This is a genomic window from Trujillonella endophytica (assembly GCF_900110555.1).
Taxonomy (GTDB): Bacteria; Actinomycetota; Actinomycetes; order Mycobacteriales; family Geodermatophilaceae; genus Trujillonella; species Trujillonella endophytica.
Map to the genome: position 1 here is coordinate 98671 of NZ_FOEE01000006.1, position 13289 is coordinate 111959.

Here is a 13289-nt window from a genome sequence, read left to right on the forward strand (position 1 = left end):
CGGGGGCTCCTGGGTGCTCATCGGAAGATCACGTTGAGGGCGACGACCATGACCAGGGAGATGCTGGCCAGCGGCACCGGCGACTGGTACCAGGGCAGGCGGTCCGCGTCGGGGTCGGTGCGCACCTCCTTCGGGGTCTCGCTGTAGACCAGCCCGGCCAGCTCGTGCACGGGCTTGGGCCGGGTCACCGTCGTCACCGCGATGCTGACCACGAGGTCGACGACGAACGCGGCGCTGGCGGCGACGAAGCTCGCCCCCTGGCCGCCCAGCGAGATGATGCCCAGCGAGGCCTCCCCGAACGCGTCCTCGCTGAGCAGCGCGACCGTGACGGCGGCGAGCGTGCCGGAGACCAGGCCCATCCAGCCCGCGGTCGGCGTCATCCGCTTCCAGAACATGCCGAGGATGAAGGTCGCGAACAGCGGGGCGTTGAAGAACCCGAACAGCGTCTGCAGGTAGTCCATCAGGTTCTGGTAGCCCGAGGCGATGATCGCCGTCCCGATGGCGGTGACCGTGGCGCCGACCGTGGCCCACCGGCCGACCTTCAGGTAGTAGCCGTCGGGCCGGTCCTTCTTCACGTACTGCTGCCACAGGTCGTAGCTGAACACCGTGTTGAAGGCCGAGATGTTGGCCGCCATGCCGGCCATGAACGCCGCCAGCAGACCCGCGATGGCGACGCCGAGCAGGCCGTTGGGGAGCACCTCGCCCATGAGCGCGAGGATCGAGTTGTTGTACTCGAACTCGGGGTCCTGGGCGGCCTTCGCCTCCGCCACGTCCCCGATGAGGACCCCGGCGATCATGCCCGGCACGACGACGATGAACGGCACGAACATCTTGGGGAACGAGCCGATGATCGGGGTGCTGCGGGCCGCGGACATCGACTTGGTCGCCATCGCCCGCTGCACCTCGACGAAGTTCGTCGTCCAGTAGCCGAACGAGAGCACGAACCCGAGGCCGAACACGATCCCGACGACCGACCAGAACGGGTCGTCGAAGGTGGACAGCTGCGTGCCCGGCCAGGAGCGCAGCTGCTCGGCGTCGGCGTCGCGCACCTTGTCCAGCAGCCCGTCGACCCCGCCGACCCGGTGCAGGCCGAGCAGGGTCAGCGGCAGCAGCGCGGCCACGATGACGAAGAACTGCAGGACCTCGTTGTAGATGGCGGCCGAGAGCCCGCCGAAGGTGATGTAGCTCAGGACGACGGCGGCGGCGACGATCAGCGCCAGCCACAGCGGCCAGCCGAGCAGCAGCTCGACGATCTTGGCCAGCAGGAACAGGTTGATCCCGGCGATGAGGACCTGCGCCAGCGCGAAGCTCAGCGCGTTGACCAGGTGGGCGCCCGTGCCGAACCGGCGGCGCATGAACTCCGGGACGCTGCGGACCTTCGACCCGTAGTAGAAGGGCATCATCACGATGCCGAGGAACAGCATCGCGGGGACGGCGCCGATCCAGAAGTAGTGCATGGTCGGCATGCCGTACTGGGCGCCGTTGGCGGACATGCCGACGATCTCGACCGCGCCGAGGTTCGCCGAGACGAACGCCAGGCCGGTGACCCAGGCCGGCAGCGACCGGCCCGAGAGGAAGAAGTCCAGGCTGTCGGAGACCCGCCGGCGGGCGGCGGCCCCGATCATCAGGACGACGGCGAAGTAGGCGACGACCAGCATGTAGTCGACCCAGTTCGCGTCCAGGCGCAGGTCGTCCACGCGGACCTCCGTGTGTCTCAGGGTGGGTGGATCAGGTGAGCCGGCGGGCCCCCGGCGACGGCACGGCGAGGGAGGTCCGGGGCGCGCTGTACCCCTCCTCCCGGAATCGACGCGTGATCACGTCGGTCACCCGGTCGACGGACCCCGCCTCGACCAGCACGATCGCGCTGCCGCCGAAGCCGCCGCCGACCATGCGGGCCCCGGCCGCGCCGGCGTCGGCCGCCGCGGCGACGCAGGCGTCCAGCTCCGGCGTCGAGATCTGGAAGTCGTCGCGCAGCGAGGCGTGACCGGCGGTGAGCACGGGCCCGATCGCGCGCGGGTCGCCGGTGCCGCGCAGCAGCGCCACCACCTCCAGCACCCGGGCGTCCTCGGTCACCACGTGGCGGGCCCGGCGCAGCAGCAGCGCGCCCGCGTCGGTGCCGTCGTCGAGGCGGGCCAGAGCGGGGACGTCGGGCACGTCGCGCAGCGCCGGCACCCCCAGGCGTTCCGCGGCACGGGCGCACTCGCGGCGCCGGTCGCCGTAGCCGCCGGTGGCGTGGTCGTGCGTCGTTCCGGTGTCGACGACCAGCAGCACGAGCCCCGCGGCGGCCAGGTCCAGCGGCACCTGCTCGCTGCTGCGGTCGCGGGTGTCGAGGAACAGCGCGTGCCCGGCCGTGCACAGCAGCGCGGCCGACTGGTCGAGGATGCCGGTGGGGGCGCCGACGAAGTCGTTCTCGGCGGAGCGGGCGACGTCGACCAGGTCGCCCACGGCCAGCTCGGGGGCGGCGAGGTCGCGCAGCGCCAGCGCCACCGAGCACGACAGCGCGGCCGACGAGGACAGTCCCATGCCGGCCGGCACGTCGCCGTCGACCAGCACGCTCACCCCGCCCGGCAGCCGCTCGCGCAGCGCGTGCACGACGCCCGCCGGGTAGCCGGCCCAGCCGCCGGGGGTGCCGGGGGCGAGGTCGGCCAGGGCGAGCTCCACCCGCGAGTCCGCGTGCTGCGCGGAGACCAGCGCCACCCGCCCGTCGTCGCGGCGGGCCACCGCCGCCCGGGTCGTCTGCTCCAGCGCGACGGGGAGCACGAACCCCTCGTTGTAGTCGGTGTGCTCGCCGATGACGTTGACCCGGCCGGGCGCGGCCCAGACGCCCTCGGGCGCGGCGCCGAAGGCGGTGCCGAACGCGGCGGCCGCCGCGGCCCCCAGCTCGGCGTCCGCGGTCACGGGAGCTCCACCTCGCGCAACCGGGCCGCGACGTCCTCGGGGCTGGTGTCGCTGATGAACACGCCCATCCCGGACTCGGAGCCGGCCAGGTACTTCAGCTTTCCGGGTGCCCTCCGCAGGCTGAACAGCTGCAGGTGCAGCCACCAGTCGTCACGGCCGCGCCGCACGGGGGCCTGGTTCCAGGCGGCGATGTAGTTCATCGGCTCGTCGAAGCGGTGCGCGAACCGGCCGAGGCAGTCCTTGAGGACCTCGGCCAGGGAGTCGCGCTCGGCGTCGGCCAGCGCCGGTAGGTCCGGCACCCGCCGGTGCGGGAACAGCTGGAGCTCGTAGGGCCACCGCGCCGCGGCCGGCACGAACGCCGTCCAGTGCTCGCCGACCGTGACCACGCGGGGCCCGCCGCGCTCGGCGGCGACCACCTCCGCGAACAGGTCTCCGCCGGTGGCTTCCCGGTGCTTCCGGACCGAGGCCAGCACCCGCTCGGCCCGCGGCGGCAGCGAGGAGTAGCCGTAGACCTGGCCGTGCGGATGGGAGAGTGTCACCCCGATCTCCTCGCCGTGGTTCTCGAACGGGAAGACGTACTCCACCCCCTCGATCGCGGACAGCTCCGCGGTGCGGTCGGCCCAGACGTCGACCAGCAGCCGCAGCCGCGCCACGTCCAGGTCCGCGGGCGCGCGGTCGTGCTCGCTGGTGAACACGACGACCTCGCACCGGCCGAAGCCCGGCCGCAGCTGCGCGTACGGGGCGCCCGGGGCCGCGGGCGGCACGTCGGGCTCGACGGCCGTGGCCAGCGACGGGAAGCGGTTCTCGAAGACGACGACCTGGTAGTCGGACTCGGGCACCTCGGTGGGCGGGCGCCCCGGCCGGGTGGGGCACAGCGGGCACTCGTCGGCGGGCGGCAGGAAGGTCCGCGTCTGCCGGTGCGCGGCGTAGACCACCCACTCCCCCAGCAGCGCGTCCCAGCGCAGCTGCGACTGCGTGCTGACCGGCGGGAGGTCGCGCGGGTCGACCGCATCGCGGGACGCCGTCGACCCGTCGGCGTCGTAGTAGACGATCTCCCGGCCGTCGGCCAGCCGCCGACTCGTGCGGATCACGGGGACCGACGCTAGTGCCGCGCCTGGTCAGGCGCCTGTCCGCCGGAGGACACCGCCCCCCCGGGACGGCGAGAGCCCCCGGTCGGGGACCGGGGGCTCTCGAACGCGTAGCCCCGAAGGGATTCGAACCCTCGCTACCGCCGTGAGAGGGCGGCGTCCTGGGCCGCTAGACGACGGGGCCGTGCACTGCCATCGTGCCACGGCCCCGATCCGCACCCGCAGGCGGGGCCGGGCCCGGGAACGGCGAGAGCCCCCGGTCGATGACCGGGGGCTCTCGTGCGCGTAGCCCCGAAGGGATTCGAACCCTCGCTACCGCCGTGAGAGGGCGGCGTCCTGGGCCGCTAGACGACGGGGCCGTGCGGTGGTGCGTGAGGACGCTGATCCGGAGAACAACGCTCTCGCTGGGGTACCAGGACTCGAACCTAGACTAACGGAACCAGAAACCGTCGGGCTGCCAATTACCCCATACCCCAAGGGTCGTGCACGCCTCGCGGCGCGGTGACAACCATACCCGACGCCGTCGGCGGCCTGCCGCACCCCCCTCTCCTCAGCGGGCCGCGGCGACCTGCCCCGGCGGCCGGAGGTCCTGCGCCGGGGTCCGCGTCGCGGGGGGACGGCGGGCCACCGAGCGCCGCACCAGCAGCACGTAGGCGGCCATCGCCAGCACGTCGAGCGCGACGACCAGCAGCCCTGCCCCGCCGCCGAGCTCCTCGCCGGCGTCCACGCCCTCGCCGAGCGCGCCGGCCAGCAGGAGCACCAGCACGTTGTTGACCGCGTGCAGCACGATCGCGGCCTCCAGACCGCCGGTCAGCCACACCACCGCCGAGGCCGCCAGCCCGAAGGCGAAACGGTCGAGGAACAGCAGCAGGTCCCCCGGCAGGTGGGCCAGCGAGAACAGCGTCGCGGTCAGCACCGCGGCGGCCAGGGCACCCGCGCGTTCCCGCCCGACCCAGGCCGCGACCGCCTGACCGAGGTAGCCGCGGAACACGTACTCCTCCGCCGCCGACTGCAGCGGTGTGGTGAGCAGGACCAGGACCGCCAGCAGGACGAACGAGCGGACGGGGCCGGAGGCATCCACGCCGTCGTCCAGGCCGTACCCGACGGCCAGCTGCACCGCGATCCCGGCCCCCAGGGCCAGCAGCGCGAGCGGCACGTAGCGGGCGAGCAGCTCCCAGCGCAACCGGGCCAGCACCGACGACGACGAGCCGATCGGCATCTGGTGGGCGGCGACCCAGCACAGCCAGACGACGGGGATCGCCACCGCGAGGGAGGCGTTGGTGACCAGGAGCACCCACGGGTCGGTGAGGTCGTCGAAGTCGAGGTCGACCGGGCCGCGCGCGACGACGGCCAGCGCCCCGGCCACCACCACCACGACGACCGCGATCGTGTACACGCCCACGAACTCCAGGAGCCCGAGCAGCGGCCGCCACCAGCGCCAGGTGCGCGACCGCATGGCCAGCAGGAACGGCGTGGGCACGTCGTGCGGCAGCGGCGCCGGCACCGCCCACGGCGGCGGCCCCGGGGGCGGACCCCAGGGCACGGCGCCGGCCGGCGGACCCGGGAGGCCGCCGAGCGGCGACCCCGGGAGGTGCGTGTGCGGCCCCGGAGCCATCGGCACCGGCCCCAGCGGCCACGGCACCGGCCCGTGGTCCCCGCCCCCGGGCAGCGGCGGGTGCAGGCCCGGGAGCGCGCCCGGCACCCGCGGCGGTGCGGCGTAGCGGGCCGTGGGCGGAGGCCCCGTGTAGGGCTCCTCCACCTCCGGCCGGCCCGCCCCCGTCATCCCCCGTGCGCCCGGGCGGCGGCGAGCCGGGCGAGCGTGCGCTCGCGACCGAGCAGCTCGATGGACTCGTACAGGGGCGGCGAGACGGTGCGGCCGCTGACGGCGACCCGCACCGGCCCGAACGCCTGCCGGGGCTTGCGCCCCAGGCCGTCGACCAGGGCCTCCTTGAGCGCGGTCTCGATCGCGGCGGTGGACCACTCGCCCAGCCCGGTCAGCGCCGCGGTGGCGGCGTCGAGCACCTCCGCGGCGTCGTCCCCGGCGAGCTGCTTCGCGGCGGCCGCCGGGTCGATCTCGACCTCGTCGACGAAGAGGAAGCCGAGCAGCCCGACGGCGTCGGAGAGCACGATCATCCGCTCCTGGGCCAGGGGCGCGATGGCCCGCAGGACCCGGTCCTGGTCCGCGGTGGGCGGATCGGCGATCAGCCCGGCACCGGCGAGGAAGGGCCGCACGTGCGCCAGGAACTCCTCCGCGGGCAGCGCGCGCAGGTGCGTGGCGTTGATCGCCTCGGCCTTCTTCAGGTCGAAGCGCGCCGGGTTGGCGCTGACCCGGGTGACGTCGAAGGCCTCGACCAGCTCCGCGGTGGAGAAGACGTCCCGGTCGTCGGCGATCGCCCAGCCGAGCAGGGAGAGGTAGTTGACCAGGCCCTCCGGCAGGAAGCCCCGGTCGCGGTAGACGTCGAAGTTCGACTGCGGGTCGCGCTTGGAGAGCTTCTTGTTGCCCTCGCCGAAGACCAGGGGCAGGTGGCCGAACCGCGGGGTCCCCGACGCGACGCCGATGTCGGTGAGCGCCCGGTAGAGGGCGATCTGCCGGGGGGTGGAGGGCAGCAGGTCCTCGCCGCGCAGGACGTCGGTGATGCCCATCAGGGCGTCGTCCACCGGGTTGGTGAACGGGTACAGCGGAGCGCCGTTGCCGCGCATCAGCACGAAGTCCGGCACGGACCCGGCGGCGAAGCTGATGTCACCGCGGACCAGGTCGGTCCAGGCCATGTCCTCCTCCGGCATCCGCAGCCGGAGCACGGGCGAGCGGCCCTCGTCGCGGAACGCGGACCTCTGCGCGTCGGTGAGGAACCGGTCGGCGTTGTCGTAGCCGAGCTTGGGGTCCTGTCCCGCCGCCCGCCGGCGCGCGTCGACCTCCTCGTTGGTGGAGAACGACTCGTACGCGTGGCCGGACGCCAGCAGCTTCGCCGCCACCTCGCGGTAGACGTCGGAGCGCTCCGACTGCCGGTAGGGGCCGTTCGGGCCGCCGACCTCGGGGCCCTCGTCCCAGTCCAGCCCCAGCCACCGCATGCAGTCCAGCAGGTGCCGGTAGGAGTCCTCGGTGTCGCGGGCGGCGTCGGTGTCCTCGATGCGGAACACGAACGTGCCCCCGGTGTGCCGGGCGTGCGCCCAGTTGAACAGCGCCGTGCGCATCGCCCCGACGTGCACCAGCCCGGTGGGCGACGGGCAGAAGCGGGTCCTGGTGGTCACCGGGCGCCGCCCGCGGTGGACACGGTGTCGGCGCCGGTGACGCTGTTGGTCAGCGTGCCCAGCCCCTCGATCGAGGCCTCCACCCGCTGCCCGGGGGCGATCGGGCCGACCCCGGCAGGGGTGCCGGTGAGGACGACGTCGCCGGGCAGCAGGGTCATCACCCGAGAGATGTAGGAGATCAGCGTGGGCACGTCGAACAGCAGCTGGCTGGTGCGGCCGTCCTGCCGCAGCTCGCCGTCGACCGAGCACCGGACGGCGAGGTCGGCGGGGTCCTTGCCGATGCCCGGGAGGTCGGTCTCGATCCACGGCCCGAGGGGGCAGAACGAGTCGAAGCCCTTGGCCCGGGTCCACTGGCCGTCGCTGCGCTGCAGGTCGCGCTCGGTGACGTCGTTGCCGATCGTGTAGCCGAAGACGCTGGCCGGGACCTGCTCCGGGGTGACGTTGCGGGCGCCGCGGGCGCCGATGACGACGGCGAGCTCGACCTCGTGGTGCACGTTGGTGCTGCCCGGCGGGATGCGGATGGCGTCGCCGGGCCCGATGACCGAGGTCGAGGGCTTGAGGAAGATCAACGGCTCCGCCGGTGCCTCCCCGGTGGCCATCTCCTTCACGTGGTCGGCGTAGTTCTTCCCGACGCACACGACCTTGCTCGGCAGGATCGGCGAGAGCAGCCGGACGTCGGCCTGCGCGTAGCGCTGGCCGGTGAAGGAGATCGAGCCGAAGGGGTGGCCCTCGATCTGGGCGACCTGGCCGTCGCCGTCGAGGACACCGAAGGACATGCCCGAGGGCGAGGCGAAGCGGACGATGCGCACGGGTCGAGGCTACTGACCCGCCGCCCCGGGCCGCGCCGCCGGCGGTTCCCCCCTACCGTCGGGGCGTGGCCTGCCGCCTGTCCGAGATCGTCGTCGACTCCCGCGACCCCGAGGCGCTCGCCTCCTGGTGGGCGGAGGTGCTCGGCTACCGGGTGCTGTCCCGCGACGACGACGGCGCGGTGGAGATCGGGCCGGAGGCGGGTTTCGGCGGGCCGGCCCCGACGCTGGTCTTCGCGCCGGTCGCCGAGCCGGAGCCGCGGAAGCCGCGCCTGCACCTGGACGTGAGCCCCACCGACCGGGACCAGGAGGCGGAGCTGGCGCGCCTGCTGGCCCTCGGCGCCGTGCCGGCCGACGTCGGCCAGACCGGCGCGGAGACCTGGCACGTGCTGGCCGACCCCGAGGGCAACCCGTTCTGCCTGCTGCGCACCCGCCTGGAGGAGATCTGAGTGATCGTCATCGTCGTGAAGTTCCCCGTCCGACCCGAGCGCACCGAGGAGTGGACGTCGCTGGCCCGCGACTACGCGGCGGCCGTGGACGCCGAGGAGGGCAGCGTGTTCTTCGAGTGGTCGCGGAGCCTGGAGGATCCGGACACCTTCGTCTGCATCGAGGGTTTCCGGGACGCCGCGGCCGGCGGTGCCCATGTCGGCACCGACCACTTCCGGCGGTTCGTGGACGTCGCGCCAGACCTGGTGAGCGCGCAGCCGCAGATCATCTACATCGACGCCCCCGACGTGAGCGGCTTCGGCCCGATGGGCGAGATCCGGCCGCGCGACTGAGCGACCGGCCGGTCACATCGCCGAGGAGGAGTCCAGCCCCAGCTCGGCCGGGCGCACCGCGAAGTCGCGGACCATCGCCTGCACCGCGTAGGTGGCGACCAGCCGCCCGTCCTGCGCGTACACCCGCCCCTCCCCCTGGGCCAGCCCGCGCCCGGCGGCGACGGCGGCGTTCGTGTACAGCAGCCACTGCGTGACGTCGACGTCGTCCAGGAACGAGATCGCCGTCGACAGCACGCCGGTGGAGAGCGTCACGTGCGCCTGCGCCTCGCCGAACCCGGGGTGCGGGCGCATCGCCGCGGCGATGGTCCAGTGCGTGGTGGACTGCGCCAGCAGGGCCTGGTGCAGGTGCTGCGGGCCGGGGTCGTCGCGGAAGCGGCACCACACCGAGATCTCCGGTGGCCCGACGAGGTCCGGGTCGGGTTGGTACGCGCCGTCCACCACCCGCAGGTCGCGGCCGGAGACGCCCATGTCCAGCGGCTCGGACTCCTCCGGCCCCGGGACGTCGGGCATCGGCGCGGCGTGCCGGATCAGGTCCGGCGCGCCCGCGTCGAGCATCAGGGTGCCGCCGCTGCGGAAGGTCCCGCCCTGGTCGATGCGCACCGCCACGGTGGCGAAGCCACGGCCGTCGCGCAGCACGTCGGCGGCGACGTCCACCGGTTCGGTGAACGACGCCGCCCGGGCGAACGTGACGTAGCCGGAGACGACGCGCTTGCCCGGGACGGACTTCGCGGCCGCGACGATCGCCGCCCCGAGCAGCTGGCCGCCCTCCACGACGTCGCGGGGCGTGGGGCCGTACGCCGGGCCCACGAACCGGCCGGGGGCGACCTGCTCGACGTCCATCAGCCGGGTCAGCTCCGCCTGGTCGCCCCACCCGGGGAACCGGCGGGTGCGGTGCCGCCCGGGCGGGTCGGTGGGCCAGCGCTCCTCGACCTCGACCCGGGTGCGCTCCTGGTAGAAGCAGACGTACCCGGCGATCCCGGCGACCTCGGGGAACGGGTCGCGGTAGGCCCAGACGAGGGTCGACTCGACGTCGTCGCCGGCCGTGAGGTCCCAGTAGTCGGCGACGCCCTTGAACGGGCACACGGTGTGCGCGCCCTCGGCGACGGTGAACAGGCTCCAGTCGACGTCGTCCTCGGGCACGTAGATGCGGTCGACGTGCCGCGTCTCCTCCAGCCGGAGGGCCCGGGAGCTCTCCGCCAGCAGCAGGTCCCCGTGCCGGATCGCCACGGTGCCCTCCACGGGCACCAGGTCGATCCGGTAGTCGGGGTACTTCGGCCACGCCGACTCGACGTCCACGCGCGCTCCTCGTCGTCGAGGGGGGGTCCGGACGGCGGTCCGGACGCCAGCGCAGGCTAGTGGGCCGCCGCCGTCCCGGGCGAGCCCTCGCGCGGGTCCTCCACCGTGACCGCGCGCAGCTCCGGCAGGGCCCGGCGCAGCACGTCGGCGGCGACCTGCTCGAGGTAGGGCCGGGGCATCACGCACTCGGCGCACGCGGCGTCCCGCAGCAGCAGCCGCAGCGCGACCGTGCCAGCACCGGCGTCCACCGCGACGAGCTCGACGTCGCCCCCGTCGCCCGCCAGCAGCGTGCGCAGCGGCGCCAGCGCCGAGGCGACCCGGTCGGCGTCCATCGCTGCCGGGCTCAGCGGTGCCGGACGGCGTAGGTCAGCGCGTCGACCAGCGCGTGCCAGCTGGCCTCGACGATGTTGTCGTGGACGCCGACGGTGGTCCACTCCCCCGTGCCGTCGGTGGTGTCGACCAGCACGCGGGTGGTGGCGCCGGTGCCGCCCTTCCAGCCGAGGATGCGGACCTTGAAGTCGGCCAGCGCGACGCCGGCCAGCTGCGGGTACCGGTCGACGAGGGCCTCGCGCAGCGCGTTGTCCAGGGCGTTGACCGGGCCGTTGCCCTCCGCCGTGCGGATGATGCGCTCGCCGTCGACGTGCACCTTGACCGTGGCCTCGCTGACGACCAGGCCGTTGCCCCAGTGCTCGACCGACACGCGGTAGCTCTCCAGCTCGAACAGCGGCGGCGGGGCGTCGGGCAGCTGCGCGCGCAGCAGCAGCTCGAAGCTCGCGTCGGCGGCCTCGAACGACCACCCGTCGGCCTCCAGGACCTTCACCTGGTCGACCACCCGGCCGATCGCGTCGCCCTGCCCGGCGAGGTCGACGCCGAGCTCGCGGCCCTTCAGCTCGACCGAGGCGCGGCCGGCCATCTCGGTGACCAGGATGCGCATGTCGTTGCCGACCACGGCCGGGTCCAGGTGGTTGTACAGCTGCGGGCTGACCTTGATCGCGCTGGCGTGCAGGCCGGCCTTGTGCGCGAAGGCCGAGCCGCCGACGAAGGGCTGGTGGTCGTCGGGGGCGATGTTGGCCAGCTCCGCGATGGCGTGGCTGACCCGCTGGAGCTCCGGCAGGCACTCGGCGGGCACGACGGGCAGCCCCATCTTGGTGACCAGGTTGGCGATCAGCACGAACGTGTCGGCGTTGCCCGCCCGCTCGCCGTAGCCGTTGGCGGTGCCCTGCACGTGGGTGACGCCGGCCTCGACCGCGGCGAGGGTGTTGGCCACCGCGCAGCCGGTGTCGTTCTGGCAGTGGATGCCCAGCTTCCCGCTCGTGCGGGCGCGGACGTCGGCCACGACCCGTCCGACGGTCATCGGCAGCATCCCGCCGTTGGTGTCGCACAGGACGCCGACCTCGGCGCCTGCCCCGAACGCCGCCTCCAGCACCCGCACGCCGTAGTCGGGGTCGGCCGCGTAGCCGTCGAAGAAGTGCTCGCAGTCGACGAACACCCGGCGGCCGTGCGCGACCAGGTGCGCCACGGTGTCGGCGACCATCGCCAGGTTCTCCTCCAGCGTGGTGCGCAGGGCCTCGCGCACGTGCCGGACGTCGGACTTGGCGACCAGGCACACCACCGGCGTCCGCGCCTCCAGCAGCGCGGCCACCTGCGGGTCCTCGGCCACCGCGACGCCGGCCTTGCGGGTGGCCCCGAACGCGACGAGCTGGGCGTGCTTGAGCGGCAGCTCGGTGCGGGCCCGGGCGAAGAACTCGGTGTCCTTGGGCATCGCGCCCGGCCAGCCGCCCTCGATGTAGCCCACGCCGATCTCGTCCAGCAGCCGCGCGACGGCGAGCTTGTCGGCGACGGAGTAGCTCACGCCCTCCCGCTGCGCGCCGTCGCGCAGGGTCGTGTCGAACACGTGGAAGTCCGTGCTGGTCGGGCTGCTGTCGGTGGCCACTACGAGCTCCTGGGACGGGGGGCGACTCGCCGCACATGAAAAAGACCCCCCGGGTACGGGAGGTCTGCGCGCAGTCGAGGGTGGACTGCGCGCTAGCCGATAATCGTGGTGCGGGCGCGGGACATCACCGGCGAGTAAAGCACACGGCGCCCGTCCCCCCGGCCGGGGGAACGGGCGCCGGACGGGGGCCGGGAGGGTCAGCCGGAGGCGAGCGCCGCGAGGCGGTCGCCGACCTCCTGCGTCCGGATCGGCGCCCCGGGGTCGCGGGTCGACAGGTCGAAGGCGACCGCCGCGTTGACCTTCTTGGCCTGCTCGGTGCGGCCGAGGTGCTCGAGCAGCAGGCCGACCGAGAGCACCGCCGCGGTCGGGTCGGCGACGCCGGTGCCGGCGATGTCGGGCGCCGAGCCGTGCACGGGCTCGAACATGCTCGGGTTGGTGCCCGAGGCGTCCAGGTTGCCGCTGGCGGCCAGCCCGATGCCGCCGGTGACGGCGGCCGCGAGGTCGGTGACGATGTCGCCGAAGAGGTTGTCGGTGACGATGACGTCGAAGCGGGTCGGGTCGGTCACGAAGAACATCGTGGCCGCGTCCACGTGCTGGTAGGCCACGGTGACCTCGGGGAACTCGGCCGAGACCTCCTCGACCGTCCGCGACCAGAGCGAGCCGGCGTGGGTGAGGACGTTGGTCTTGTGGATCAGCGTCAGGTGCTTGCGCGGGCGGGCGATCGCGCGCTCGAAGGCGTACCGGACGACGCGCTCGACACCGAACGCGGTGTTGAGGCTGACCTCGGTGGCGATCTCCTGCGGGGTGTCGCGGCGCAGTACCCCGCCGTTGCCCACGTACGGGCCCTCGGTGCCCTCGCGGATGCAGAGCATGTCGATGGCGCCGGGCTCGGCCAGCGGGCTGCGGACGCCGTCGAACAGCTTCGCCGGGCGCAGGTTGACGTGGTGGTCGAGCTCGAAGCGCAGCCGCAGGAGCAGCCCGCGCTCGAGGATGCCCGGCGGCACGCCCGGGTCACCGATCGCGCCGAGCAGGATCGCGTCGTGCCGGCGCAGCTCGTCGAGGACCGAGTCGGGCAGCAGCTCGCCCGTCCGCTGCCAGCGGGCAGCGCCCAGGTCGTAGGGGGTGGTCTCCAGGTCGGGAGCGACCTCGCCGAGGACCTTCAACCCCTCGGCCACGACCTCCGGGCCGATGCCGTCTCCCGCGATCACTGCCAAGCGCATGGGGACCGACCCTAGTCGGG

General features: G+C 73.9%; 12 protein-coding genes and 3 tRNA genes. 2 read left to right on the forward strand and 13 right to left on the reverse strand.

Annotated features, from left to right (window positions below; all coding sequences use genetic code 11):
• Positions 1–17: 17 nt before the first annotated feature.
• The 9 genes from BMY88_RS11145 to BMY88_RS11185 all read right to left on the reverse strand — a co-directional run bounded on the left by BMY88_RS11145 (position 18) and on the right by BMY88_RS11185 (position 8044).
• Complete coding sequence (locus BMY88_RS11145) at positions 18–1697, reverse strand: sodium:solute symporter family protein (RefSeq protein ID WP_244524606.1); 1680 nt, start codon at positions 1695–1697, stop codon at positions 18–20.
• 31 nt (positions 1698–1728) lie between these two features.
• Positions 1729–2898 carry a galactokinase gene (galK, locus tag BMY88_RS11150; protein ID WP_211435600.1) on the reverse strand — a complete coding sequence of 390 codons (1170 nt, stop codon included), beginning with the start codon at positions 2896–2898 and terminating at the stop codon, positions 1729–1731.
• A complete protein-coding gene (gene galT / locus BMY88_RS11155; protein WP_091943106.1) occupies positions 2895–3989 on the reverse strand; it encodes a galactose-1-phosphate uridylyltransferase in 1095 nt (364 codons plus the stop codon). Before galT ends, galK begins: the two co-directional genes overlap by 4 nt.
• Positions 3990–4097: 108 nt before the next feature.
• Positions 4098–4170, reverse strand: a tRNA-Glu gene (locus tag BMY88_RS11160).
• Positions 4171–4272: 102 nt separating this feature from the next.
• Positions 4273–4345, reverse strand: a tRNA-Glu gene (locus BMY88_RS11165).
• A 45-nt stretch (positions 4346–4390) separates the two neighbouring features.
• Positions 4391–4462 (reverse strand) — tRNA-Gln (locus tag BMY88_RS11170).
• A 74-nt stretch (positions 4463–4536) separates the two neighbouring features.
• Positions 4537–5769 (reverse strand): CPBP family intramembrane glutamic endopeptidase, encoded by a 1233-nt coding sequence (locus tag BMY88_RS11175; RefSeq protein WP_139220458.1) that lies wholly within the window; start codon positions 5767–5769, stop codon positions 4537–4539.
• Positions 5766–7235 (reverse strand): glutamate--tRNA ligase, encoded by a 1470-nt coding sequence (gltX, locus tag BMY88_RS11180; RefSeq protein WP_091943111.1) that lies wholly within the window; start codon positions 7233–7235, stop codon positions 5766–5768. The genes BMY88_RS11175 and gltX overlap by 4 nt, the downstream gene beginning before the upstream one ends.
• Positions 7232–8044 carry a fumarylacetoacetate hydrolase family protein gene (locus BMY88_RS11185; protein ID WP_091943113.1) on the reverse strand — a complete coding sequence of 271 codons (813 nt, stop codon included), beginning with the start codon at positions 8042–8044 and terminating at the stop codon, positions 7232–7234. Before BMY88_RS11185 ends, gltX begins: the two co-directional genes overlap by 4 nt.
• Positions 8045–8109: 65 nt before the next feature.
• Between BMY88_RS11185 and BMY88_RS11190 the strand changes: the two genes are divergently transcribed.
• Both BMY88_RS11190 and BMY88_RS11195 read left to right on the forward strand, forming a co-directional pair.
• Complete coding sequence (locus tag BMY88_RS11190; protein WP_091943115.1) at positions 8110–8490, forward strand: VOC family protein; 381 nt, start codon at positions 8110–8112, stop codon at positions 8488–8490.
• Positions 8491–8820, forward strand: a complete 330-nt coding sequence (locus BMY88_RS11195; RefSeq protein WP_091943117.1) for a putative quinol monooxygenase — start codon at positions 8491–8493, stop codon at positions 8818–8820. It abuts the gene before it with no gap.
• A gap of 12 nt (positions 8821–8832) precedes the next feature.
• On the opposite strand, the gene BMY88_RS11200 is transcribed toward BMY88_RS11195, so the two are convergent.
• From BMY88_RS11200 to BMY88_RS11215, 4 genes are all read right to left on the reverse strand, one after another.
• Positions 8833–10116, reverse strand: a complete 1284-nt coding sequence (locus BMY88_RS11200; RefSeq protein ID WP_091943119.1) for a DUF427 domain-containing protein — start codon at positions 10114–10116, stop codon at positions 8833–8835.
• A 56-nt stretch (positions 10117–10172) separates the two neighbouring features.
• A complete protein-coding gene (locus tag BMY88_RS11205) occupies positions 10173–10448 on the reverse strand; it encodes a NifU family protein (protein ID WP_091943121.1) in 276 nt (91 codons plus the stop codon).
• Positions 10449–10459: 11 nt separating this feature from the next.
• Positions 10460–12049 carry a citramalate synthase gene (gene cimA / locus BMY88_RS11210; RefSeq protein WP_091943123.1) on the reverse strand — a complete coding sequence of 530 codons (1590 nt, stop codon included), beginning with the start codon at positions 12047–12049 and terminating at the stop codon, positions 10460–10462.
• Positions 12050–12246: 197 nt separating this feature from the next.
• Positions 12247–13269 (reverse strand): 3-isopropylmalate dehydrogenase, encoded by a 1023-nt coding sequence (locus BMY88_RS11215; protein WP_091943126.1) that lies wholly within the window; start codon positions 13267–13269, stop codon positions 12247–12249.
• Positions 13270–13289 lie beyond the last annotated feature (20 nt).

Excerpts from the sequence above, each read along its gene's own strand:
- BMY88_RS11205 (WP_091943121.1), bottom strand. The coding sequence starts at position 10,448 with ATGGACGCCGACCGGGTCGCCTCGGCGCTGGCGCCGCTGCGCACGCTG.
- BMY88_RS11175 (WP_139220458.1), bottom strand. The coding sequence starts at position 5,769 with ATGACGGGGGCGGGCCGGCCGGAGGTGGAGGAGCCCTACACGGGGCCT.
- BMY88_RS11215 (WP_091943126.1), bottom strand. The coding sequence starts at position 13,269 with ATGCGCTTGGCAGTGATCGCGGGAGACGGCATCGGCCCGGAGGTCGTG.